We start from the raw sequence: 25,280 nt of genomic DNA, 5'->3' as shown, positions 1-25,280 counted from the left end.
AAAAGGGCCGCAAGCAAGCGGTCCTTTTTGTTGAATTATCATTTCGCCACCATATGCATGGCATCCTCCACCGTGTCGGCCGTCTTGATCAGGCGATCCAGTCCCAAGATCTCAAACACGTTACGGATCTTCGGCTGCATGTCTACCATAATCAATTGGATTTCCTTCATGTTGCATGCCTGAAACGCAGCCAGCAGCACACCCAGTCCTGCTGAAGAGATATAGATCAGTTGGCTGCAGTCGATCAGCACAAAGCCCGAAGACAAGGCAATGGCCTCCTCCAGGGCATTGTCGGCATACAGGGACGAACTGGCGTCTAGTTCGCCGTTGAATCTGAGTATCGTGCCCTCCCCTAGAGTGTCTGTCGTCACACTGAAAGTTTTCATAAAATTAAGCTCCTCACATCATTAAATTCTTAACCAGAGCGTACAGCAGTTCTCCTTATATTTACTGCCGACTGCGTAGCTTTTGCCCCTACAATTCCTTTCCGCCTGTTTTTCTCCGGTTACTCCTGATTCTACCCCAGCCTTTACCTCTGTGGGCTAAAACCAGGGGCTATAGTGGCAAGATACGAAAGTATGGCATATATGGCCAATTTGTGGTTAGCCTCCAGGCGATCTGAGGCCACAACAACAGGTATAAGAAACATCGCACAGGCGCAATTAAAAATACTCCCTAAGAATGGTTGACACTATGCTATAAATACGTATAGATGCTTGTTTGAAATACTTAATTATAGCTAAGAAATCGAAAATTGCTGTGGTTCTATCCCCCCTGTGATTGGACATTAGGTTATTTATTGTGAAAATTGTCTTTGTTAGGAGTGGGCCTGAATGCAAGTTCTGACATTGATTGGCTTCATGTTGAGGATTTCCGTTCCGATTGTTCCTGCTACTGCTCGGTGTTGATACCTGGCACGTTTTATTTGAATCGCCCTGGACAAATGCCGCGATCTTCCACGCATTTTTTATCATGATAGACATAATAATCACAGATGACCACAAGATAGTGCGCGACGGACTAAAAGCGCTCCTGCAGGATCACCACCATACTTTTCAGGTGGTGGGGGAGGCTGCCAGTGGGAGTGAATTGATTGAGCTGCTGCCCAAGCTGTGTGCCGACATCGTGCTGATGGACATCAGCATGCCTGGCGGAATGGATGGCTTTGAAACAGCGGCCTATGTGCTGGAGCAATATCCTGATCTGAAAGTCGTAGTGCTCTCTATGCTGCGCCACGAGAAATACGTGAACCGGATGATAGACCTGGGCGTGTCAGGTTATATCCTCAAGAACGCCGGAAAAGATGAGCTTTACTGCGCCCTTCAACTCATCGCCCAAGGCTGCCGCTACATTAGCCCGGATGTGACCATGGACCTGCTGCGCAAAGTGCAGAGCCTGCCTGCAGTACAGCACATTAATGGTAGCCGGGAGGAAAACCGGGATCTTTCGAAAAGGGAGCTGGAGGTGCTTAACCTGATCGGCGAGGGATACACCAATGCCGAGATAGCCGATAAACTTTTCACCAGCAAGCGGACCATCGAAACACACCGCCAGAACCTGCTCGACAAAACCAAAGCCCGAAATACCGCCACACTCATCAAATACGCGCTGCAACGAGGGCTGATCTCCTGATTCATCGGGAAAGGTCTGTCAGGTTTGCAGGTATACCCGGAATGCATTTTTGATCGTATGAAACGTATCTTAAGGGAAACATCCATTGGTAAACCCGAAAATGCAGCACAACCGGACAGTAGCGCGGCTTCTATACGCCGAAGAAGTAGACATGGGCGGTCTGCCGGTGCGGCAGCCGCTGCCTACCAGCCAGGTGGAGCAGCACGACCCCTTTCTGTTGCTTCATCACCACCTTGCCACTATACCAGCCACGGCTATACCGCATAAATCAGGGGTGGGACCGCACCCGCATCGGGGTTTTTCACCTGTTACTTTTGTTTACCAGGGTGGGGTGCACCACCGCGACTCGCGTGGCAACGATAGCGTGGTGTATGCCGGAGGCACACAGTGGATGAATGCCGGTATGGGAATTGTGCACAGCGAGCGCCCACCCCAAGATATACAGGAGCATGGCGGCGTGCAGGAGATCATACAACTTTGGGTCAATACGCCGAGAGCTCACAAAATGGACCAACCCGCTTACTTCCCCCTGCAGGCCAACGATACCCCGACCGTGACTGAAGACGCGGGCCGCGTACAACTGGCCGTGGTGGCCGGTCAATACCGGGATCTTAAAGGCCCCATCCAGACATCGAGCCCGATACTGGCGATCAGGCTGACACTGAAGGCAGGCGGCACCTGCGCTATACCTATACCTGCCGACTACAACGCTTTTCTATACCTGCTGGATGGTCAGATAACGCTGGAGGGATTTGGCCTGGTGGACGGACTGCACCTGGTGCTTCTGAACCGCGATGGCGAAGGCTGCACTTTCACGGCCAAAGAAGACACACGGGTTTTGCTGATGGCAGGCAAGCTGCTGGAAGAACCGCTGGCCATGCACGGCCCCTTTGTGATGAACACCCAATCGGAGATCATGCAGGCCATGCGTGACTATCAGATTGGCAAAATGGGTATATTGATCGAGTAACCCGAAGGCAGCCCCGCTCCAACTGCTGATACCCTTCCTCTTTTCCGCCCCCGGATTTTACCGCATCTCAGGGAATATTTCTTTTCAAGAATCCAATGTTATAACACCTTTCGAATATAACAATTCATAGCAGATTGGTTACCCGGAAATGTGCTTTTTTTCTTTTTGAGGTGCCAATCTTTGTCTTAATAATCTACTTTTTTTGAGGAGATCATTTCGTACAACTCTGATTATGAGCACCTGATTTCGCCGTGAGCTTTCCGTCGCATTTCAGGTAATTGTTATTTACGTTTGCTTACCCCTTTAAGAATTTTATGTAACACCTTTAACTATTCTGATTTATGAGAAAAATTTTAACTGTCTTTGCTTTCTGCCTGTTGGCTGTTAGCCAGATTTATGCGCAAGCCTTTGTAGACAGCAAACTCCAGTCTGCTATAACCGACAAGACCAAACTCGTGCAGGTGGTCGTTACTTTTAAAGGGGAAGGTGCTCCCTCGCTGCTCGACCTCACCGCACTCACCCAGGCTGGCATCACAAAAGGCCTTACTCTCAAATCGCTTCCGATTGCCGGTGTGTTAGCCACAGGGCTGCAAGTGGAGGCTCTGGCCAAAAGTTCCCGTGTGCTATCACTCTACCTGAACGAATCGCTTCAGTATGAGAACAACACCGGTACGGCACTCACAGGAGTTGACAAATTGCGCAAAGAGCCGCTGTTTACCAGTCGTAACGGCGGTTTTCCGGTTTCTGGCAAAGGCATCGGCGTGCTGGTGAACGACAGCGGCGTGGATGGTACCCATCCTGACCTGCAGTTCGGCAAAAACTTAAAGCAGAACGTGACCGCAGCGACTAACTTGAATTCGATTTCTGGAATTCTGCCCTACACACCTATCGAAAATGTGCCGAACACTGATGCTACCGGTGGTCATGGCACGCACGTGGCAGGTATAGTAGGCGGAACAGGACAAGCATCGAAGGGGTTGTACGAAGGCGTGGCGCCAGGTGCTGGGCTGGTAGGCTATGGCTCAGGAGCAGCTTTGCTGTTGCTGGACGTGCTCTCTGGCTTCGACTATGCCATAACCAACCAGGCGCGTTACAACATTCGTGTCATCACCAACTCTTTTGGAACAACCAGCGACACCGGTACGGAAGTAAACCCAGCCGACCCGATCACACTAGCCACCAAGCGCTGCGTTGACCGCAACATTGTGGTGGTGTTCTCGGCAGGCAACTCCGGCCCGGGCTCCGGCACCATGACCGGCCAGTATAAAAAAGCCCCTTGGGTAATTGCAGTGGCGGCCGGCGACAAATCCGGCAGATTAGCTAGTTTCTCATCCAGAGGGATAAAAGGCAAAGGAGGCTCCTTTACGCTCGATGGCCAGGCCTTTACCTGGGAAGACAGACCTACCGTTACCTCTCCGGGTGTGGATATCATTGCCGCCCGGGTGATCGCGCCTGTGTCCTCACTTTCGGCTCAGAAAGACGCGGCAGAACTGGAGCCGGCGCATGTGCCATATTATACCCACATGAGCGGGACGTCTATGGCGGCACCACACGTGGCCGGTATCGTAGCGCTTCTGCTGGAGGCGAACCCAACCCTGACCCCTTACCAAGTAAAAGCAATTCTGCAGCAGACAGCCACCAACATACCTAACCGTGAGAAGTGGGAAGTAGGTGCCGGTTACGTAAACGCCTTTGCTGCCGTAGACAGAGCCTACCGTGCAACCGCTCCATACGGCTCGACGCTGAACATGAACCGCGTATTCAACAGCGGAGTAAATGCCAACACCTTGACAGAGAACTTCGTCATCAACTACAACCCAGCCACCACGGCTACCAATACCTATACCTTCAACGTAGCAGCAGGCACCACATCGATCGAAGCCAAAATCAGAACCACAGGTTTGAATGGTGAGACGGGCAACCCTGTCAGCCTATCGCTGGTCTCGCCATCGGGAGCCGAAACCCGCTCCGGTATACCGGCGCTGTTTGCCCTGAGCTACGACCGTGGGGTGGCGGTGGCCTCCCCGCAGGCAGGCACCTGGACCGTGCGTATCTCCGGTCTGAACGGAGTGGCATTTCCGGAGCAGATAAACGGTGTGATCAACATGATGACCGCCGCCGGAACTACAGGATTGGCTGACATAGCTGGTCATCCGGCCGAGGCTTCCATCAAAATGGCGGTAAGCGCCCGTCTGATGGATGGTTTGAACGGCGGTGGTTTCAAGCCAAATGAACTGCTGAAGCGCATCGACATGGCCGATTACCTGGTAATGGGGGAGGCGATTCGCCAATACCTGCCGGTTGACGGCTCCTATACCCTGACCGATGTAAAGGATCGCAACTTGATCGCAGAGTCGGTAACGGCCCGCGGTGCCGCACAGCGTGATAAAGGCCATCAGCAGAATGGCATTATGCTGGCAACCTCTTCCGGCAAATTCTCTCCTAACGGCAAAGTGAGCCGGGCTGACGTAGCGTACTCGCTGGTGCAGGCGCTGGGTTTACAGGAATTCGCCCTGCAGCGCAACGGCAAGACACCGACCGTGGAGTTAAATGGCACCAGCTACCCAATAGAGGATGCAGCCACTATACCTGCCGGATTGGAAGGCTACGTGAGCGTGGCGCTCGAGCTGAACATAATCAATGCCTTCTTTAGCGTAACCCAGGGACCATACGATCTGCAGCCTGTACTGCATGCAACCTTTAAGCCATTGCAGGACCTGACCCGTGCAGACTTTGCCGTGATCATTACCCGTACGCATGGCCTGTGGAACAGCGGACAGCAGCCATTGGCCGCTGAGAGTACCTCTAACCTGGCGATTTCAGAAGAAGGCAGATTGGTCAGCTACCCGAACCCATTCTCAGAAAAAACTACCATCCGCTACAGCGTGGAGCAGGCCGGACCAGTTTTGGTAGAGGTATATGATGTTCTGGGCAAAAAAGTACGAACACTGGTATCGGAGAGCAAAGCGGCTGGCGACCACAGCGTAGACTTCCGGGCGGAAAATCTGCCGTCAGGAACTTATATCTACAGAGTGGAGGCAGGCAGTAAAGTATACTCCAACAGAATGCTGCTGACGAAATAATTGTCATTGGCTAATATGAAAGGCTCCCGCGATAGCGGGAGCCTTTTTTTATGCCTATAGGTCAGAATCTAAATTAACTGTATCACTTTGGGGATGTTACGAGTATATGGTACTTAAACCTGTTTAAATGAGGCAGCTCTGCTTCAACTGGGTGGCAGGTACAACAGAAGAGATAAAATCCTTTGATTGCTGTGATTTGTATGATAACACGAAGGATGGTAGAATGTTTCGTGATTGGTTGTACTTTGCAGGAAGGAGCGGTACCTTAACAGGTGAGCAGAACAATAGTTAGCTATACCTAACAGGGGTTGCCTCTACATTTACAATTAGTATTTAATCTATGACAGTATATAGCAAGTGGTATCATCCTTACGAGATTAACGAGAAGTATCAGAAGCGCGTGGCTTACTTCAGTATGGAGTTCGGCATCCATCAGGCCCTCAAAACTTACTCTGGCGGACTGGGCTTCCTGGCGGGCTCGCACATGCGCAGCGCCCACGACCTGCGGCAAAACATGATCGGCATTGGCATACTTTGGAAGTACGGCTACTACGACCAGGTGCGCAACGACGACCAGACCATGCGGGTGCAGTTTCAGAAGAAATACTATACTTACCTGGAGGACTCAGGTATAACCGTGACCGTGATGGTGAACGGGCATCCGGTGAAAGTGAAGGCACTCGTGCTGCGGCCTGAGATTTTCGGTACGATTCCGATGTACTTCCTCACGACCAACATCCCGGAGAACGATCACCTGGCGCGTACCATTACCTATCACCTGTACGACAAAGAGCCCTCAACCCGCATCGCGCAAAGCATTGTGCTCGGTATAGCCGGTGCCAAAGTGGTGGAGGAACTGGGTGGCGCTGATATTTACCACATGAACGAGGGACACGCCTTGCCGCTGGCATTCCACCTGCATGAAAAGTTTGGAAGCGTGGAGGAAATGAGAAAACGCATTGTCTTTACGACCCACACCCCTGAAAAAGCAGGCAATGAGGTACATGACATCCACTTGCTTCATAAAATGTCTTTCTTCAACTCCATGCCTTTGGAAGAAGCCCGCAGGATGACAGGGATGCATGGCAATTTTTTTGACTACACGCTTGCCGCGCTTCGCATCGCCAAGCTAGCCAATGGCGTGTCGCAGTTGCACGGTGAGGTAGCCCGCCGCATGTGGTACGAGAACGACAACGTGTGCGAAATAAAAGCTATTACCAATGCGCAGAACGCCCGCTTCTGGATGGACGGCACCATGCGCCAGGCACTGGATCGGGATGACAGCCAGGCGCTGAGCCAACGCAAGGCCGAAATGAAGCAGGAACTGTTTGAAATCGTGGCCGACCAAACCGGCAAGCTGTTCCGCAAGGATGTGCTGACCGTTGTGTGGGCCCGTCGCTTTGCAGCCTACAAACGAGCCGACCTGTTGGTGCATGACATTGAGCGCTTCTTTGAGATGATTTCGAACAAAGACCAGCCGGTGCAGGTAATCTGGGCGGGCAAACCCTATCCGTTCGATGAAGGTGCCGTGAGCGTGTTCAACAGCTTGGTGAGTCTGTCTTACCAGCGTAAAAACTTTGCCGTGCTGACAGGTTACGAGATCGGACTTTCGAAGAAGCTGAAACACGGGGCCGATGTATGGCTCAACACGCCGCGCCGTCCGCGGGAGGCCTCGGGCACCAGCGGCATGACGGCTGCCATGAACGGGGCTGTCAACCTTTCGGTGCTGGACGGGTGGTTGCCTGAGTTTGCCCGCCACGGCGAGAACAGTTTTGTGCTGCCCGTGGTGGATAACAACCTGCCGGACTCCATGCAGGACGAGATTGACCACAAAAACCTGATGGCTATTCTGGAAAACGAGATCATCCCGACCTACTACCAGGACCGCGGGAAATGGATGAACATTGTGAAACAAGGAATGCGCGACGTGTTGCCTTTCTTTGAGTCCGACCGCATGGCGCACCAGTATTATGAGATAATGTATTAGGTATAGGGCCGAGGAATTTCTGACGAAAGGCTCAAACCAAAAAGACCAGCCCTGGCAACAGGACTGGTCTTTTTTATGGGATGGTCGGGTACAATTATCTGCCGAAGCGGCTACCGAAAAAATCACCCTGTTTCCAGCTTGGCCGTTCCGTTGCATTGGCCACCTGGTAGCTGATCAGGAAATTGAGTTGCACATACTTTTTCCCCGCATTGTAATCGAAGGTGTTGTTGAAGTTGTCCTGCGGCTTGTGGTAGTGAACGGCACGCCATTGCTCCACTTGCTTGTTCAGGTTATTCAGGCCGTCTTTGGTCTTATTGCCATACTTGATGTGCAGTGCAGGTATACCCTGCATCACAAAGCTGTACTGGTCGCTGCGGATAAAGCGCATCTGATCTGGTTCCGGGTCTTCCTCTACTGTCAGGCCCAGGTAATTGGCGGCAGCGGCTACTTCGCTTTCCAGGGTCGAGTGGTTGGCCCCTAGACCTACTACCGACAAAAGCGGCGCGATGATGGTCGGCATATCGGTGTTGATGTTAGCCACGATCTGCTCTACAGGCACGGTGGGGTAGCGAGCAAAATAGGCGGAGCCCAGCAGGCCCATCTCTTCGGCGGTTACCATCACAAACAGCACGGAACGCTTCGGCTTTTCATTTAGTCTGGAGTAGATCTTGGCGATTTCGAGCACACTGGCCACACCGGAGGCGTTGTCGTGGGCACCGTTGTAGATGGAGTCGCCGTTGATGGCTTTGCCTATACCTACGTGGTCGAGGTGGGCGCTGTGCACGACGTATTCGTTTTGCAGTTGCGGGTCAGCTCCTGTTATTTTACCGACCACGTTGTGGCTCTCAAAATCTTTGTAGTTGGAGGTATAGCTGGTGCGCAGGGTATAGGCGAGTGGGGTAGAGGCGGGCTTACCCTGCTTCAGCTGTTCCCCGATTTTCGACATGTTTATACCTGTGCCGCTTAAAATCTGCTCGAATGTAGTGGCGTTGATATTGGCCAGCACCCGGATTTTGTCGGAAACGTAGTTGCGGGATACGGCTACTTTGCCGTTCGGGTCCATCACACTATAAGTGCCGTTCTGCAGATTGCCAACGCCTGCCTTCGGATTGTCGGTTGCCACGAGCACACCCACAGCACCTTTTTCTGCGGCTGTCTTCAGCACCGTCATCATGTCGCGACTGTAAGCCGAAACGGTAGAAGGGAAGCTGGTCGGGGCACCGCGCATCACCACCACGATTTTACCTTTAGCGTCTATACCTGCATAGTCATCATACCCCAGGTCAGGCGCACTGATGCCATAGCCTGCAAATACCAGCGGAGCCTCCACGGTGACTTCAGGCTCTTCGGCGTGCGGATAGATGGAGAAGTCTTTGTTATAGGTCAGCTGCAGTTCGCTGCCCATCGAGTCGGTGAGCGCCATGCTGGCTTCTTTGCCAGGGAACGACTGGCGTAAGCGCACCAGTTGCAGGTAGGTGCCGTTCTCACCGCCAGGTTCTATACCTGCCTTCCGGTAATGCTCCACCACATAGTCCACGGCCATCTGGTAGCCTTCGGTGCCGGGTTTACGGCCCATCAGTCGGTCGTCGGCCAAGTACTTAATATGGGCTTTTATATCGTTTGGCTGCACTTTTTTAAGTGATTTCTCAACGGGTTTGTCGAGTGTCAGCGACTGGGCAGCGGCACTTCCTTGCAGCAAAATACCACAGCTCAGAGCCATAAACAGAAAGCGTTTCATTCAGATCAGATTAGTTGTTTTACCAAAGATAGGTGAAAACAGGTATAGTGCCCAAGCTATACCTGTAGGTAAGGTATAGCCTGGACAGGTATAGGCTCAAGTTCTGCGGTTTCTACGCCGTTCTATTCTTCTCAAAACAAAGGTCAGTGCCGTGAGAAACATCAGGAAAAGAATCAGGCTCAGAATCTTCATGTCGGACTTTAAATTGTGAAAGGATGGCTGATCTACTCGGCTTTGGCCTCAGCCTGGTTCACGAGGTAACCGGTTAGTTTGTCCCATTGCAGCCCCTGAAAACCAGCCCAGCCACCTTCGGCAATCAGGGTATTCAGCATAGAGCGGTCACCCGACTCTTCTCCCTGGTTGTTGATGTACTCGTTCTTCCCGATCTCAGAACCAATCAGCAAAGTGCCTTGCAGCGCTACCCGGAATGTACTGGTGGCTTCGCTGGTGAAAAAATGCTGCGTAACTTTCTTCTCGTCGGTCGTAGAGTTGGGTTTGTGACTGGGGTGAACCGTGAATTCGGCCATGTTTTCGGTTTGTTTAATGTCACTTACCTGCACCCAGTTTTCGACTTCAGCCCCCGGAAGCGTAACTTTTACATAGTACCCTACTTCTGGAACCTCCGCTGTCGTCTTCCTTCCTTGATCGTCGTGCAACTCAAAAGTAGAGTTAATTCCCTCTAGCTTTGACCATAGGTTCACATTGAAAAGCTTCTTTTTCGACTCTTCAAACGCTGTCCTTGCGCTGCCAAGATCCGGGTAGTGCTGTTCGTTCTGGTATATCTTGTCTTTGGGCTCATCGCCTTTCAGGACATTCAATTCTTCTTTTACTTTATCGACTATTTTTTTTATGCCCATAGTTTTTCACATTTTTTTATACTATTCAACTAAATAACGTCTCCACTTTTGTATGACATTTTTAAATAATCCAGGAAGTTAAAAATAGCTGCGCCTTAACTGTACGGAAATATTGTATTTATGTGCTTTCGTTTTGGCAGATGTTCTGTGCGAATATATCCATGCTGTTTAGGTTGGAGGTGAGTGGGATATTTTACAATGAATTTAATATGCAATAGCCCACAAGAAAGGGAAGCATTTAAATGCTTCCCTTTCTTGTGGGCTATTGCAATGTACTTCCTTGCGTTTTATAATAACTTGCTGGTTAAGCAATCTGTCCTGTAAAATTATATGTCAGCCGCATTTACTGATAGGGTAATAAGTATTAACTGGATTAAGAAGTAGAATTTTTTCATAAAAGTTTGTTTATAGTTATTGGAAATATTTAGAAAGCATAATTAAAGTAAACACCTGAAACCGGTACGTACCTGAAACCTACTGTCTGATACTTCCACCAGTTATAGCCTGGAGGATTGTCTATAGCACCTGTTTCTTTATTAACATACCACAAATCATCTTTTTTATTGTAAAGTGAATACCACCCTTCAATTCCTGCTTCCAAGTAAACCTGTAGCCTATCGGTAATCGAAAAATTTATACCTGCAAATGGTCTTCCTTTTATAGAATAGGTTTTTCTTTCAGTAAAGCCGTGCGTAAAGAAATCTTGTTCATCGGTTCTCGTCTCAAAGCTTTTTTTAGTAAAAGAAGGGATTAGGTCTACTCCGTAAACTGCACTAAATCTGCCTTTTATAGGTCGATTCCACTCATAGCCAGCACGCAACGCGACCGTGTAATCAATTGAATCAGCAATAAGGTAGGAGCGTTGATTATTATAGTTCTGAAGTCTGCCTTGGAATGTTAATCCTAACCTCATGGCTTCACTCTCATTTTTTACCCGTTTATAAATAAGCTGAAGTGGCATGTTCCCGTCTGCGAACGGAAAGAAATTGCCATCAAGCACCACAAGCGTATTGATGGCGATATTATTCCTGAATACAGTCTTACTGGGTTGGTCCTGAGCGAATGCCGTTTGATAAAAGAGTACTGTTGCGAGAATGATTGTAAAGCAAATTTGTTTCATAAATATTTCGTATGATGTGTAGTATTACAATAATAAACATTAAATATATATAAGTAAAAGAATATTATTAAAAAAAGTAACTATAATAATATGTATTTTACATTTAATATATTTAATATGAGTTTAGAGGAAATGAAACAGGAGCGCCTATACCCAGGCGCTCCTGTTTCATTTCCACTCAACTCCCTTAACTACACCCCAAACTATTCCCACAGTTCAGACACTTGTAGCACGTGCCCGAGCGTAGGGTGATGTGGCCGCAGACGTTGCAGATGGGGACGTCGCCCATCATGCTGGCCAGCACATGCTGGGTCTGTTCTAACAGCACGGTGCGGCTCTGCGACACCAGGGTATAGCCATTGGCTTTCACATCGGTGGCTGGCTTGGGATGGACTACGGCAGGTATAGCCACGTTGACAGACAGTGTGTACTTACTCAAATCTAGCCCATACAGCTGCTTCGAATTTATGTGCCTTCCTAATCGGTGAAAGCAAAATCTTACCCAAAAGGAGAGGACTTTCCTTTTGGCTGAAGCAGCACTAATAATACTTAATCGGGATGGAGAAGATCTTTATGATGTCAGGTACTCTGATGCGTGCATCTCGCGATTGTTTCTGCTGTTGGAGACCGTGTTTAAAGTTGGCGTCGGCATCCATGGCGGGCATATCTGTAACCGATTTATAAACGACTGGTGGCGGAATAGGTGCCAGGAGGTCCTGTGTATCTTTAGGTAGTTTCGTTCTTAAAACAGCCTGCTTCAGGTCATGTTCGGTGGCCCAAGGCATCACATCCACAGTTGGCAGTGTGCTGCTCTTTTCTTTCAATTTAACATACAAGGTAATACTGCTTTTTGTCGTACTGGCGGGTACGCTATGGTATATTGTTTCATGACCCAACGCGGCAAATACAACCGTGTCGCCTGCCACAACCGGCAGAGAGAAATAGCCGCTTTTGCGGGTATGCGTGCCCCTTGTCGTGCCCGACACATATACTGCGACACCTTCCAGCCCCAACAGACTGTCGTTGCTCACAACCTGCCCCGACAATTGTAACACCTGTCTGGAGGACGCTTGAGACCCTTGCGCTAATGTTGTACTGTGGCAGCTGATCAGGAATAACAGGAATAAGAAAATACAAAGTGTGTTGTGTGTCATGGAGCTGAGGGCTACAGGTATAGCCGCTACTGGTAAGAGCCAGATTCCATAACAGGCGTTGCAAGCGGGGTGGCGCTACTCGAAAAATCCTTTGGGGTAAACCACCGTGCCACTAACCCCGGCCAGTCCGTTCTCAGTCAACTCAATTGCCATACAGTTTTCATCCGGAGCCTCGAAAGGGAAATTTATACCGAAGGAAGAAGCCCGCTTATAGCCAAAACGAGGATAGTAATTTTCGTGACCAACGAGGAGAACAGACCTGTGGCCTAACTGTCGGGCGATCTCATGCGCCTCTCTGATCAGCATGCCGCCTATACCTTGGTGCTGATAGGCAGGCAGCACGGCCACCGGGGCCAGCGAGAGCGAATCGAACTCTTGCTCTCCACGCTTTATTTTTAACTTCGTCAGCAGGATGTGCCCCACGACCTTTTCCCCATCAACAGCCACCAGCGAGAGCTCAGGTATAAACGCAGCCGATTGCCGTAGGCGCTCCACCAGGTGTTGCTCCGTATGGTCGCTCATCGACTCCTGCCTGAAAGCCGCTTCGATCAGGCTGAAGACAAAGGGATAGTCCGTGGGTTGCTCTTGTCTGATATTAATGGACATTGGATGTGTTGGCAGAGGTGTTGGTTTTTAAGTTTAACTGCTCAGTCAACTCGGTTGGAATCCAGTATTTGATGATGAGCAGAACAACAAGGGGAACGACCCAAAGTCCAATCAAAGAAAACCAATCGCTTATGAGGCTGCCCCCTGTTTCCGTTAATAAGCCTTGACCAAGCGGTCCTTTCGAAAAAATGGTGTTGAAAGTAAAATTCCATCCGAGGTGCAATCCGATGGGTAAAAAGATGGAATTAGTTTTAGCAAAGGCTAAGGCCCAGGCATATCCCATCAGGCCGGTACCAATGAAGACGATGATCATGGGGAAGATATTTCCGAATACTCCCATCGAAAACCAGTGATAGATTCCGAATGCTGCTGCTGAAATCAGAACCCCTGTCTTCATCCCCAATCGTTCTATCAGGACGAATAACAGTGCTCCCCTGAAAACCAACTCTTCGGTTAGCACTGATCTTAGGTCCCACCAGAACATGCTGGCGAGTAAATTTAGGCTGTAGTTAGTGCTTAAGTGGAAACTTGAGCCTTTTAGTAACATCACGGAAATTTGAGTGAAAACGCATAGGACTGCTGTAATACAGAATCCGATGATCAACTGCTTCGCTCTTTTTGAGATCGGTAGGAAGCCTAAGCAAAGGATGGATTCTTTCTCAAACAGGTATAGTACTATCCAGGAAACGATCAGAGCTATTATTATTCCTAACATAAACTTAAAATTTTAATGATTGCTCAATTTAGTGCTGGCGGATTGTAAGCGCGGCTGGTGGGCGAGGCATAACGGTTAATGTATGGTGCATTTTAATGCGCTATACATAGGGTTAGGCTATGTATTTCTTTATTTAACATGCCACAGATTATATCCAAGCCACTTCTTTTCTCCTTCTAGCATTACTTCGATGTGCTCTTCCCTAACCTGCTTTCCAGAATTGTCAGTTCTAGCATATCTGTCAACTACGATCCCTTTCTCGTCACAAGCTCTGAGTAGCTTAACAAGAAGGGTTAAATCCTTTTCGTTTTTATCGATTACTATACCATAAGCTTCACATGAATCATTCATATAAGAAGCTTCTTGTTCAGGGCTAATGAACTCGTAATAGTAAGAGAACTCTACAGTATCGCCCTTAAAAAATTCTTTGAAAGCTTTTTGCTTTAGCTCTTTTTCTTCCATTTCTGCCTTCTCCCAGTACTGCTTGATATGTTGAATCTGTGACTGAACTTCTAGTGGCTTCCCAGTTATTTTTCTATGGTAGGATGTAAGTATTATACCCGATATGTCATCTGGGTGATTTACTCCCATTTTGTGGAAGTACTCCGAGAGCCGTGAACCGCCCCATAATCCCCAGTTGTTTCTAATCCATGTGCCAAACCCATGATGAGCTTTTCCAATAAATTCATCTTCTGTCCATTTGGCTACTTCCTGTTTTGTAGAATCATTCCAGAAGGTGTCAATTTGCTTAAGGCTTTCTTCTAAATTCTTAGGTATATAGACACCGTTAATTGAGTCCGAGAAGAACCTTGCTTTGTCTTGAGCCTTAGACGCAAAAGCTGAAAACATTATGAACACAAGAAGAACAATTCTATACATCTAATTCATAATGTTTATAAAGCCTAACGACTGTGTAAACGTCACTATGACGTTTATCAGCCTTATATCTACTACAACTACCGCCTTGAAAGACCATAATTCTTCTAAATATAGCAATTTCCTATCTAATCTTTAACTCAAACTTATTGCTTAAAAACTGCTCCTCATTTCCTCCTTGCAAACCCAAAAAAGCTTCTTAACTTCACTCACACCATACCTGCCTGACATGAAAAGAACGTTACACCAACAGCGGCGCAGACTGTCACTATACCTGGGGTTGATCTCTGGAATCGCCCTGTCATCCTGTGCTGGCAGTCAGCAGGGGGGAAGCAAGCAAACGAATATGATAGAGAAACTCCTGCAAGCAGAGCCTGCGCATTTCAAGGCTATACTCGACAACCCGGAGAAGTACAGGGTGCAGATCTTGTACACGCAGATAGACCGCGACGAGAACAACCAGCCGCACTTCACTTCCCATACCTACCGCCTAAACCCGCAGGAGTATTTCTACCCGGCCAGTACCGTGAAATTCCCCGGAGCGCTTGTGGCACTCGAAAAACTCAACGAACTGGCTATACCTGGACTAGACAAGTACACGCCTTTGCAGGCAGACAGCGCCTATGCGGGCCAAAGTCCGGTGACAGGCGACAGCACCTCGGCTGATGGGCAGGCTTCTATTGCGCATTACATCAAAAAGGTGCTGCTAGTGAGTGACAACGACGCCTACAACCGGCTCTATGAGTTTGTGGGCCAGCAGCGACTCAATCACTCGCTCCACCAGAAAGGATTTAAAGATGTACAACTGGTGCACCGTTTGGATATTTTTCTCACCCCGGACGAAAACCGCCATACCAACCCTTTCCGGTTTTACAAAAACGGACAAGTGATTTATGAGCAGCCTCTGGTCAATAACCCGATCTTATTTAACCAAGCCAGGTTCGACGGCATGCTGGGTAGAGGGTACATGAAAGGCGATGAACTGGTGAACGGGCCGATGGACTTCAGGGCCAAAAACTATATCTCGATCGAGACGCTGCAAGGGATACTCCGAAGTGTGCTGTTTCCGGAGGCGGTGCCGGCTCAGCAGCGTTTCAACCTGACAGACGAGGACTATGCCTTCCTTTACAAATACATGAGCATGCTGCCTCGCGAGAGTAATTACCCAAGCTACGACCCGCAGGAGTACCCAGACGGGTACGTGAAGTTCCTGATGTATGGCAAATCCGAAAAGTCTATACCTGACAACATCCGGATTTTTAACAAAGTCGGCAACGCTTACGGCTTCCTGATCGACAATGCCTACATCGTGGATTTCGACAAGAACGTAGAGTTCCTAGTCACGGCCGTCATCCTGGCAAACGAAGACGAAATATTCAACGATGGCAAATATGATTACGATACCGTAGGGTACCCCTTCATGAAGAACCTGGGCCGGACCATTTACGAGCACGAACTGAAGCGAAAAAGAAAGCACCTACCCAATCTCGACAAGTTCAGAATAAAGTATTAATCGACCTATACCTTGCTGTCTGATTCCAGACGAATGTATGAGCACCAAACAAAGAAGCCGGCTGCGCAAGCAGACCGGCTTCTTTGTCTTATATGGAGTTTTAACTTTCTAACTCCTAAACTTTCTAACTTTCTAACTCCTACCTGTCCCACCAAAGTTTATCGGAAAGAACAGGAGAATTAGGTGTGTTTGGGTTCTTGCTGGACTCGCCTTGCGGGTAGGCTACCCTACGGATGAAGGTAGGCAGGTCGGCTCCCACAGGTAGCGTGAAACCAGCGTACTGGTAGTCGAAGCGGCGGGCATCGTTCCAGGCCTCAGGGTTCAGATAAGTCACGACATACTTTTCCTTGAAGATAAGGGCAAGCGTCAGGTTGGCGGCTCCCACGGCCACAGCCGGGTTGTTCAGGTAGGCGTCACGCTCATTAGGCGGCACACCCAGCTTGTCCATATGGGCCCGTATACCTGTCAGGTAGGCGGTGTAGGCTCTGTCGCGATTGCCAGCCCGAAAGGCGGCCTCTGCCTCTATAAACTTCATTTCGGCATACGAGGCGATGATGATCGGCGAAAGGTCACCTGTCAAAGGAGAATTGCGTGAAATGTACACCTCGTCGCGTACCGTGTTGTTGGCTGGGCCAACGTTTCCGGTACCATTCGGGGTGCCCACAAAAGTGCCCGTAACGGTTGGGTCGGTAATCCGCGTAAGGCGAGGATCAACCACCCCGTAGGTTGTGCCGTTCAGTTGATTGACCAACTGCCTGGAAAGCCAGCCGCCCAGCACCAGGTTCTGGTTGTTGAGCGCGATCTGTGCCCAAGGGTTGCGGTTCGCAAACACTTTCATCTCGGCGTCATCTGCATTAGACTGGTACGAATTCTCAACAGCTGTCAGGACAGCCGCAGGATTGTAAGATGACTGCTTGCTGATTTTGTTGAGCAGGCGGGCCTTGAAAGCATTGGCGGTTTTTATCCACTTACTTTTGTCGCCTCCATGAATCAGGTCATTATCGGCGCTCAGGGCAACCTTAGAATCGGTTTTGTTGAGTTCGGCTATACCTTGGTCAAGGAGCCGGAGCGATTCTGCATATAAGTCCTGCTGCGAGTCGAATGCCGGTGTGAGGGTGCTGTTGTCAAAGGCCTGGGAATAAGGCGCATCTCCCCACAGGTCAGACACCAGACTCAGGTGGTAGGACATCATGATGTTGGCCACGCCAACATAGTCCGAAGCACCTTCCTCTATCCCTTTCTGTTTCATGTCGTAAATGTCGGCCATGGCCAGGTATAGGGCATCCCAGGTGCTGGTGTAGTCGGTCACCTGGTAGGTGTCAGTACCATTGCCGGCAACAGGGCTGGCCACGTACTGCACAAAAAAGGAAGTGGTGGCGGCCACCCGCTGGCTGTTCAGGCCCGTCTTATGGGTAGCAGTCGACAGCATGGCTCTCAGCGGCGGGCTCGAGACGAGGTTCGGGTTTTCGTTCAGGTCAAAATAATCTTCGCAGCTTTGCAAGCACAGCGATGCTCCCATCAGCATAAAGGCCATCGCGTATCTATATATCTTTCTCATAGGGATGTTTCTTTTTTAGAATCCAACATTCAGGGTAAACAGGTAACTTCTCACAGCAGGGTAGGTAAAACCGGCAAATCCGTCCACGTTACTGCCACTTGGTGTAGAGCTGTTTTCGGGGTCATAGCCGGAGAAATCGGTGGATAGCCAGAGGTTGTTTCCGGTGAGCGAGACAGAGCTGCTGCGGATAAAGTTGTTCTCAAACCAGCGGCTTGGCAAGTTATAGCTCAGGGTAAGGGAACGGAGGCGCACCCAGGAGGCATCTTCCACAAAATTTTCAGAAACGCCCCGGAAGAAGCGGCGGTAGTAACCATCGCCGTAGTCTACACCGTCTGGTCCCATGCCTTGTCCCAGCCATACTTGTTTCGTATTTGGAGTGCCGTCGGCCAATACCCCTTCAAACACCCTGAAATCCTCCCGGTCCTCGGTATACTCGGCTATACCAAAAGCCGCAAAAAAGTTACCCATCTGGTTATACTTCTCGTGGCCCACACGAGCGTCTAGCAAGCTGGTCAGGCTCAGGTTTTTGTAGGTGAAAGTGTTGGTGAAGCCTCCGATCCAGTCAGGCTGTGAGTTGCCCAGAATCTTCTGGCTGGAGAGCGGTGCCCGCACCGGGAAGCCATTGGCTCCGATAACAATTGGTCGATCCTTATCCAGGAACAACGGATCCTCTTCCTCACCCGGACCATAGTAACGCTGCCAATGCGACCCGTAGATGTTGCCATAAGGCTGCCCCGGAATAAGCTTCATGGTCACGGTAGATCCTACATAACCGAACTGCGCGGCGTAGGGAATTTCCTCGAGGCCTTCACGTATACTCACGATCTTGTTGCGGTTCGCAGAGAAGATGATCTTGGAGTCCCAGCTGAAGTCCTGTGAGCGTACTGGCGTGGCATTGAGAATGATCTCGACACCCCTGTTGCGCATACTGCCCGAATTTACGGCTGCCCGCACATAGCCCGTGGAGGCGGCTACATCGATCGGGATGATTTGGTCTTTGCTCAGCGAATAGTAGTAGGTAAAGTCAAAGCCCAAACGATCATCCAGGAAAGACATTTCCAGGCCGGCCTCATACGTGTCGGTAAACTCCGGGCGCAGGTTAACATCGCCTAGCAAGGCCGACCGTGTGAAGCCCGTAAAGCCTGTCGGAAAGCCGGAGTAAGGCGAGAAACCAAACGAAGTCGAATAGCGGGGAGCGTCTTTTCCTATTTGGGCATAAGACAGTCGCAGCTTGCTTTGGTTGATGAAAGAAGGCAGGTCGAGGTGCTCGGAGAACACATAGCTCAAACTGGCCGAAGGGTAAAAGAAAGAGTTATTATCTTCCCGGAGGGTAGAGGTAATATCGTTTCGGCCGGTCAGGGTCAGGAACAGGAAGTTGCGGTAGTCAACGGAAGCTTCTCCGAAAAAGCCCATCAGGCGATATTTCGACTGGTCATCCCGGGCGTTGAGCTGTTTGGCATTGCGCAGGTCAAAGTAGTCGAACACGGTCAGCTCGTTGCCTTCCACCCCGAAGCTATTGATGTTCTCGTCGTAAAGTTCGTGCCCGAGACGGAAAGTAGCGTTGAAGTTCTCCCCGAAGCTGGAGTTGGCCGTGGCCACGAAGGTGGAGTTGACACTTCTGAATTTGGTGGTGTACTCATACACAAAGCCCTGGCCGTTGTCTTCGTATACCTGCTCACCCGCCAGGCCTCGCGGGCCGGGGGCGGTACGGGTTCTGTCGTCGGTATACGAGTCCACACCAACTCGATAGTTCAGGTCTAGCCATTTAAGCGGCGCATAGCCAAAGTGCACACTGCCAATGAAGCGGTTCACGTCGTCTTCCATTTGGTTTGTGGCAGCCCCGTAAATCGGGTTGTTGTTGCGGTAGGTTTGCATGGTGCCGTCCGGTTTGCGGAAATCACGCACATCCCAGCGGGGCGACCAGTAACTCAAACTCTCGTTAAAGCGGTCGGCGTTGTAGCGCTTGCCCCCCGACTTGGAATAGTTGAAGTTGGCCCCGGTTTTGAACTTCTCGCTTAGCTTCACATCCGTGTTCAGGCGGGCCGAGAAGTTCTCGAAATCGGTGAAGGGCAGCACGCCCTCGTGCTTGAGGTGAGAAAGGGAGCTGAGAAACGTGATGGTCTCGTTACCGCCCGAAACCGAAAGCGAGTTTCTGAACTGATTGCCCGTTTCGTAGGCGTCCCGGAAGTGATTGTAGAGTTCTGCAGGGTGAGTAGGATCAATTTGTCGAGCCGCTTCCACGGTTGGTCCCCAGGATGGCCAGAAGCTGGCAGGATCATATACTCCTCTATACCCTTGCGTATACTTGTCCTGCACATCCGGAAATTTATTGACTTCCTCTATACCGGCAGTGCTGGTAAAGTTCACGCTGAGTGCGCCTTGCTGTCCTCGTTTGGTCGTGATCACCACCACACCATTGGCACCGCGCAGACCATAGAGGGCTGTGGCGGCACCGCCTTTCAGCACATTTATCGACTCAATGTCGTCGGGGTTGATGTCGGCCAGTCGGTTACTCATACCTCTTAGCTCGGCGCTTTGGCCGAAAGTGGAGGTAGAGTTGTCCATCAGCACGCCGTCGATCACAAAAAGAGGCTGACTAGGTCGGGTAGGATCGATGGAGTTGATACCCCGGATCTGAATGCTGGTGCCCTGGCCCGGCGCACCGCCTGTGCTGGAGATAACGGCACCGGCCACTTTGCCCTGCATGGCGTTGAGTACGTTGGGTTGGCGGTGCTGCACCAATTCCTGCGACTCTACGCCCTGCGCAGCATAGCCCAACGCTTTCTTTTCGCGGGTAATGCCCATGGCTGTTACCATCACTTCCCCCAGCTGTTTAGCATCGGTGGCGAGACTCACATTAATGGTCGATTGGCCGCCCACCGGTACTTCGCGGGTTTGATAGCCCAGAAAACGGAACACCAGTATAGCGTTGTTGTCGGGTACCCGGATCTGGTAGTTGCCGTCGGTGTCGGTGGCCACACCAGTGGTGGTGCCTTTTACGGCCACGCTCACCCCCGGCATACCTGTGCCGGTGTCGGCTGCTGTCACACGGCCGCTAACCTCCCGTTGCTGTGCCGCAACGCTGGTGGACCAGCAGGTAAGGAGGAATAACATGATTAAAGTAAATGTGTTTTTCATAGGACTCGCAATGTTTCAAGGTGAAAGAATATGATGTGTAAACTTTTAAAAGGCAGGCTTTAGATCATGGGTACGTAGTTTTAATATATTGAAAATCGGTGATTCGCATAGGTTTGCTTCGGTTTCTATACCTGATTCAAATATTTTAGGTTTGTCTGGTTTCGTTATGGTCGGTGTATATTTTGTTTCATCAATTTGAATCAAAAAGATAACACTTATCATCTTGCTTGTCAAACGATTAAAATATGTTTATATATGAAATAAATTGAAAATAGTTGTCTTTTGACAGTTATAAACGCAAAAAAACGGGAGGAGATGTCCTATATCTGCTTGAATCTGCGCCATTTACGGCTACGTTGACAGAGTCAGGCAATTAGGGGTGAAAAGAACAGGGACGGACAAACTGCAACATGACCTAAAGCAGGATGTCAAGATAAAGTCTTCCGTTTGCAGTAATAGGTGCCTCAACAGTTTAGGATTTGTATAATACCAATGGAGGTTAATTTCGTACTAAAAAAGGTGTAAAGATTTGGTATTATGAAATATGCGCTGATTCTTCAAACCGATTTTCAAAACCCCACTTACTGGGTATGTTATGGCTTGTCAAATTCGCTGCGTGACTTGCTGCTGCACAACAGGTGCTTCGATCCCTCGGCTAAAATTCTTCTGGCGAAGTTTACCCATAAAGGGGAGCCTTTAGAGCAGGTTGAGCTGCCAAGTTGTGCCAATGGCGTGTATGCGCCTTTTATCATCTGTAAAATAGCGTCACACCCGGGGCTGGCCCTGCGGTTTGAGTTCTGATAGCTGATACCTAAATTTTATGTGTATATGCCGATTGGTTGGCCAAGAATAAAATACCAGACGCAATAGGTTGGCCTATACCTGTATATGTCCGTTGTTACAGATTTACGTATAGATATTCATGGAAATTATCATCATCACCTCCGTATTGGCCCTGTATGCTGTGGGATACTTTGTGTATTACATGTACGCCAAAGATAGCAATAGCAAGAGAAGGCGAAGATTCTATGACCATTTCTGGCCTTGAATCTCAGGTATAGGTTTTATGGGTTAACGAAAAAATGCCGCTCCTTTCCACAGAAAGGAGCGGCATGTCTCTACCTGGTTGGTGCGCAGGTATAGGAATTGTGAACAGACAGGCTAAGCGTGCACCTTTTTCTGCAAAGAAGCGATCTGATCGTTTAACTCAGCCACCAGGTTCATTTCTGTCTGTAGTTCTCTTTTTATTTTGATTTCACGCTCGCGGGCGTTCTTCTTGAAGTCGTTGTACTCCTGGTCGATGCTTTCGAATTCCTTTCTTTTCTCGTCTGTCACCTTCTTGCTGCTCTTATACTGCGTGTAGATGACGCCCAGGGCAATCAGCAGCAAGGCGATAATAGCCGTGTTGATGATCACGTATACCTGCTTGTGTATGCCAATGCCGAGCACCGATATGTTGTTTACGGCATCCTCGCTCTGCTGCACTGCAGCCTCCTTGGCGGCGTTGTCCAGTTTCAGGGCCTGTAGCTGCTTCTCCTGCTCGTTTATTTTGGCGCGTGCCGTGGCAAGATCGGCCTTGGTCGCATTCAAATCTTTGATCTGCTTCTGCTCTGTTTGCTTGATGGTGGCCTGCACGCTTTGCCAGAAGGCATTGAGCAGACTTACGTTCACAACTTTGTACTCTCTGTTGCCCTCGCTGTAAGAATTGGAATTGGTCTTGAGGTCGTTGAACTGACCTGAAAGTTTGTTGTCTTCTGTAGCTGTTCCCTGTGCCTGAACCAGTGGTGCTGCGAATGTCAGCACAATCAATAAGGAAAGAAAGAATGCTCTCATGTTGAATTGAATAAGAATGAAATTTGTACTGCGGTAAATATAAAAATAATATTTTTTGAAGAAAGTAGGAAGGCGTATTTTATGCCGTTAATTCAAGAACCTTTTTACCCTAACTTTAATATTCCCTTTTTTATTGTGTCGTCCGGCCATAAAGGAATTGGCGGGAGGTATACACGCCTTGGATGCTGCCCCCTCTCAAACAGCCCGTCCGTCACATCAAGGCTGAACAGCGGGTTGGGCCAATTAGTTCTACATCAGGTCGCCGGTTGCCTCTGAATTGGAGGCCAACACCAGGGCTACCAGACGATCAGGAGCGTGAAAGTCAGGACAATAATGGGAAATACATAGCGCTGGTACGCCTTGGCGAGGTGGCTCTCAGTGTTGTGTTTCTTGCGTTTCACAAACTGAAGTATAGAGGTGCCGATCAGGGATGTGATCATGATGTAGGTGAATATGAAAATCTTATCGGAGATGGTGGCATACTCCATCTGGGGTTTGTAGGCGGAGAAGTACAGGGCAATGGATGCCAAAAGTGACGTGACCTGTATGGCCTCCAGCGTCTCGAAACGGTACAGCGGAATATAGACCGAAAAATAGGTGATGGTCAGGATGACGAGCAGGGGCGTGAGCACTTTCAGGAAGAAATCGATGCGGGCCCGCTCCAGCACAAAGGTATAGCTGAATTTGTAGAACGGCACGGTTTGCTGTGTCTGCCGGAAAGTGTTGACAAAGCTAATGATGTCATGGTCGAAGCCTACGTAGTGACTGCTGTATTCCCAGCCTCTTACCTGAAACACGGTGTCGCGCGTTTCGGGAGGGGAGGGCTGTACCAGGAAGGGGTATAGGGCACTCGAAGGTTGGAAAGAGATCGAGAACCGCTGCCGGTCGAAGGGGTAGTTGCGTAAATCCGGCTCAAACAGAAACTTGCCGGAAATTTTATACATGTAGTTGTAAAGGTGCATATCGTGGAGCTGCCTTCTCTCCCTTATTTTTTTGATGTCGAGCAGGTACTCGTGGCTGGTTTCGCTGCGTGCCGCGTTCGTAAAATCGAGCTGCTGCATCGAAAAAGGGTTTGACGAGGTAATTTCGAGGTAGAAAGAAGCATAGAAGCTGCCCTCGGTGTCGCTTACCCGGTTTAGCTGCACCATGTCCATATGGGTATAAAGTACCGGTACCTGGCGCAGCGTGTCGTTTATAGGCATATACTGTTTGGGGGCCAGGATGAGCTGTCGTGAAGTGGATGGTTTCCAGGCAAGCAGCACATCCCCGGCAATCGCCCTTTCCGGCGTGAAATACCAGTCATTGAACCAGCCTCTGTAAATGCGGCTACCGCCAATATAGCGCATCATGTTTCTGTTAATCCGCTCTCTTATGTTATCGGCTGGATCTGCGTTACCAGACTTGGCAGCCTCTGCTATAATACCAATACTGTCTGCCAACCGGGCACCGAAGCTCAGTTGCAGTTCCAGCGTTTCGCTATGCCTAATCTCCCTGCGAAAAGCGGGAATCTGCTCCTGCAATCTCAGGTTGAAGGTGCCGGGTATACCCACTACATTCAGGTCATACAGCTCACCAGCCAGTCTCTTGTCGATGATGGATGCCACAAAGCCCAGATCCCCGAGTGCTGTGAAAACCGGGACGTCAATTCCAGCTTTCCTGATTTCCTTGATGAGTGCGGACGTTGTCAGACTTTCGAAGGAAAGGACCAGGAAGTCAGATTTCTCTGCCTTCAGGACTTTGTTGAGCGAGTCGAAGTCGGCTTGGATATAGGTATGTTCACCCGGAAACCATTTCTCATGAACCACCCTAAAGGAGGGGTTTTTTCTTTCCAGTTCATACATCTTCTCCAGTATGGCAATGGAGTAAAGGTCATCTTTCTTCCCGACGAACGAGGGCCGTAGGTAGCCTGACAGCAAAAGCTTCTCGAAGTTGGCCGCTACATTCCTGATACCCTGCTCAGCTGTGTACATGTTTGGGTATTGTTCGAAGAGGTTAGTCAGGGCATAGCCTCCTATAAATGGAATCCGGGCAGGGCCTATCAGGGTAGAGACGGCTTTGGATCTGGTGGAGCTCCAACAGCCGATGTACCCGATCAGGTGTTTGTCGTTCATGGTCTCCCTTACGACTTGTTGGGCAGTTTCGGGGCTGCCCTGGTCATCGAGGTATGTTACGCGAAGTTCTTTGCCGTTGATACCGCCCTGTTGGTTTATTTGCTCCAGGCGCTTGCTTATAATGGACTTTACCACCTCCATGTCGCTTGGGCTAAGCTCGATGTTGTTCAAAATCACACCGATGGTATAATGACCACTTAACCGGGTATAAGCATAGAAGTGCCTGTACAAAATAAATGCTACCAAAAATAAGGCGAGAACGAGAATGGCAGTTTGTACTATATGTATAGTTTTGGTGCGCGTCTTCAAGGAGTCAATCGGAGTCAGGTATAGCAGCGAACGATAGCATGGCCTGTGCGGCCATGGGCGGTGGGGGCGTATAACGGGGC

At 49.7% G+C, this 25,280-nt stretch carries 19 protein-coding genes; 6 read left to right on the top strand and 13 right to left on the bottom strand.

What is annotated here, in order from left to right; translation table 11 throughout:
- Positions 1 to 38: 38 nt before the first annotated feature.
- On the bottom strand, positions 39 to 386 hold the full coding sequence (locus H9Q13_RS11290) for an STAS domain-containing protein (protein ID WP_191183900.1): 348 nt from the start codon (positions 384 to 386) through the stop codon (positions 39 to 41).
- 586 nt (positions 387 to 972) lie between these two features.
- Between H9Q13_RS11290 and H9Q13_RS11285 the strand changes: the two genes are divergently transcribed.
- The 4 genes from H9Q13_RS11285 (at position 973) to glgP (ending at position 7,672) form a co-directional block, all read left to right on the top strand.
- Positions 973 to 1,632: a response regulator gene (locus H9Q13_RS11285; protein ID WP_191183899.1), complete on the top strand. Its 660-nt coding sequence runs from the start codon at positions 973 to 975 to the stop codon at positions 1,630 to 1,632.
- Between the two features lie 100 nt (positions 1,633 to 1,732).
- Entirely contained in the window at positions 1,733 to 2,602 is an 870-nt protein-coding gene (locus H9Q13_RS11280; RefSeq protein WP_191183898.1) for a pirin family protein, read from the top strand.
- Positions 2,603 to 2,943: 341 nt separating this feature from the next.
- A complete protein-coding gene (locus tag H9Q13_RS11275) occupies positions 2,944 to 5,685 on the top strand; it encodes a S8/S53 family peptidase (RefSeq protein WP_191183897.1) in 2,742 nt (913 codons plus the stop codon).
- A 340-nt stretch (positions 5,686 to 6,025) separates the two neighbouring features.
- Positions 6,026 to 7,672 (top strand): alpha-glucan family phosphorylase, encoded by a 1,647-nt coding sequence (gene glgP, locus H9Q13_RS11270; protein ID WP_191183896.1) that lies wholly within the window; start codon positions 6,026 to 6,028, stop codon positions 7,670 to 7,672.
- Positions 7,673 to 7,766: 94 nt separating this feature from the next.
- Here glgP and H9Q13_RS11265 read toward each other — a convergent pair whose 3' ends face one another.
- The 8 genes from H9Q13_RS11265 to H9Q13_RS11230 all read right to left on the bottom strand — a co-directional run bounded on the left by H9Q13_RS11265 (position 7,767) and on the right by H9Q13_RS11230 (position 14,741).
- Positions 7,767 to 9,410, bottom strand: a complete 1,644-nt coding sequence (locus tag H9Q13_RS11265) for a M28 family peptidase (RefSeq protein ID WP_191183895.1) — start codon at positions 9,408 to 9,410, stop codon at positions 7,767 to 7,769.
- Positions 9,411 to 9,634: 224 nt separating this feature from the next.
- Positions 9,635 to 10,267: a hypothetical protein gene (locus tag H9Q13_RS11260; protein WP_191183894.1), complete on the bottom strand. Its 633-nt coding sequence runs from the start codon at positions 10,265 to 10,267 to the stop codon at positions 9,635 to 9,637.
- A gap of 424 nt (positions 10,268 to 10,691) precedes the next feature.
- Positions 10,692 to 11,387, bottom strand: coding sequence for a hypothetical protein (locus tag H9Q13_RS11255; protein WP_191183893.1), 696 nt, complete (start codon positions 11,385 to 11,387; stop codon positions 10,692 to 10,694).
- A gap of 187 nt (positions 11,388 to 11,574) precedes the next feature.
- Entirely contained in the window at positions 11,575 to 11,826 is a 252-nt protein-coding gene (locus H9Q13_RS11250; RefSeq protein ID WP_224744235.1) for a hypothetical protein, read from the bottom strand.
- Between the two features lie 100 nt (positions 11,827 to 11,926).
- Entirely contained in the window at positions 11,927 to 12,541 is a 615-nt protein-coding gene (locus tag H9Q13_RS11245) for a carboxypeptidase-like regulatory domain-containing protein (RefSeq protein WP_191183892.1), read from the bottom strand.
- A 75-nt stretch (positions 12,542 to 12,616) separates the two neighbouring features.
- Positions 12,617 to 13,147, bottom strand: a complete 531-nt coding sequence (locus H9Q13_RS11240) for a GNAT family N-acetyltransferase (RefSeq protein WP_191183891.1) — start codon at positions 13,145 to 13,147, stop codon at positions 12,617 to 12,619.
- Positions 13,137 to 13,862, bottom strand: a complete 726-nt coding sequence (locus H9Q13_RS11235) for a CPBP family intramembrane glutamic endopeptidase (RefSeq protein WP_191183890.1) — start codon at positions 13,860 to 13,862, stop codon at positions 13,137 to 13,139. Before H9Q13_RS11235 ends, H9Q13_RS11240 begins: the two co-directional genes overlap by 11 nt.
- A 129-nt stretch (positions 13,863 to 13,991) precedes the next feature.
- Positions 13,992 to 14,741: a DUF6794 domain-containing protein gene (locus H9Q13_RS11230; RefSeq protein ID WP_191183889.1), complete on the bottom strand. Its 750-nt coding sequence runs from the start codon at positions 14,739 to 14,741 to the stop codon at positions 13,992 to 13,994.
- Between the two features lie 226 nt (positions 14,742 to 14,967).
- Here H9Q13_RS11230 and H9Q13_RS11225 point away from each other — a divergent pair, with 226 nt between their 5' ends.
- On the top strand, positions 14,968 to 16,251 hold the full coding sequence (locus H9Q13_RS11225; protein ID WP_224744234.1) for a serine hydrolase: 1,284 nt from the start codon (positions 14,968 to 14,970) through the stop codon (positions 16,249 to 16,251).
- A 139-nt stretch (positions 16,252 to 16,390) separates the two neighbouring features.
- On the opposite strand, the gene H9Q13_RS11220 is transcribed toward H9Q13_RS11225, so the two are convergent.
- The gene (locus tag H9Q13_RS11220) at positions 16,391 to 17,809 is read right to left on the bottom strand and encodes a SusD/RagB family nutrient-binding outer membrane lipoprotein (protein WP_191183888.1); all 1,419 of its coding nucleotides are present in this window, start codon (positions 17,807 to 17,809) and stop codon (positions 16,391 to 16,393) included.
- 15 nt (positions 17,810 to 17,824) lie between these two features.
- Complete coding sequence (locus tag H9Q13_RS11215; RefSeq protein WP_224744233.1) at positions 17,825 to 20,923, bottom strand: SusC/RagA family TonB-linked outer membrane protein; 3,099 nt, start codon at positions 20,921 to 20,923, stop codon at positions 17,825 to 17,827.
- A 561-nt stretch (positions 20,924 to 21,484) separates the two neighbouring features.
- Between H9Q13_RS11215 and H9Q13_RS11210 the strand changes: the two genes are divergently transcribed.
- Positions 21,485 to 21,748 carry a hypothetical protein gene (locus H9Q13_RS11210; RefSeq protein WP_191183886.1) on the top strand — a complete coding sequence of 88 codons (264 nt, stop codon included), beginning with the start codon at positions 21,485 to 21,487 and terminating at the stop codon, positions 21,746 to 21,748.
- A 360-nt stretch (positions 21,749 to 22,108) separates the two neighbouring features.
- Here H9Q13_RS11210 and H9Q13_RS11205 read toward each other — a convergent pair whose 3' ends face one another.
- Positions 22,109 to 22,780, bottom strand: a complete 672-nt coding sequence (locus tag H9Q13_RS11205) for a hypothetical protein (protein WP_191183885.1) — start codon at positions 22,778 to 22,780, stop codon at positions 22,109 to 22,111.
- Positions 22,781 to 23,076: 296 nt separating this feature from the next.
- Entirely contained in the window at positions 23,077 to 25,062 is a 1,986-nt protein-coding gene (locus H9Q13_RS11200) for an ABC transporter substrate-binding protein (RefSeq protein WP_191183884.1), read from the bottom strand.
- Positions 25,063 to 25,280: the final 218 nt, after the last annotated feature.

The organism is Pontibacter aquaedesilientis (assembly GCF_014773225.1).
GTDB classification, from domain to species: domain Bacteria; phylum Bacteroidota; class Bacteroidia; order Cytophagales; family Hymenobacteraceae; genus Pontibacter; species Pontibacter aquaedesilientis.
This window is presented reverse-complemented; position numbering and strand designations above follow the sequence as displayed.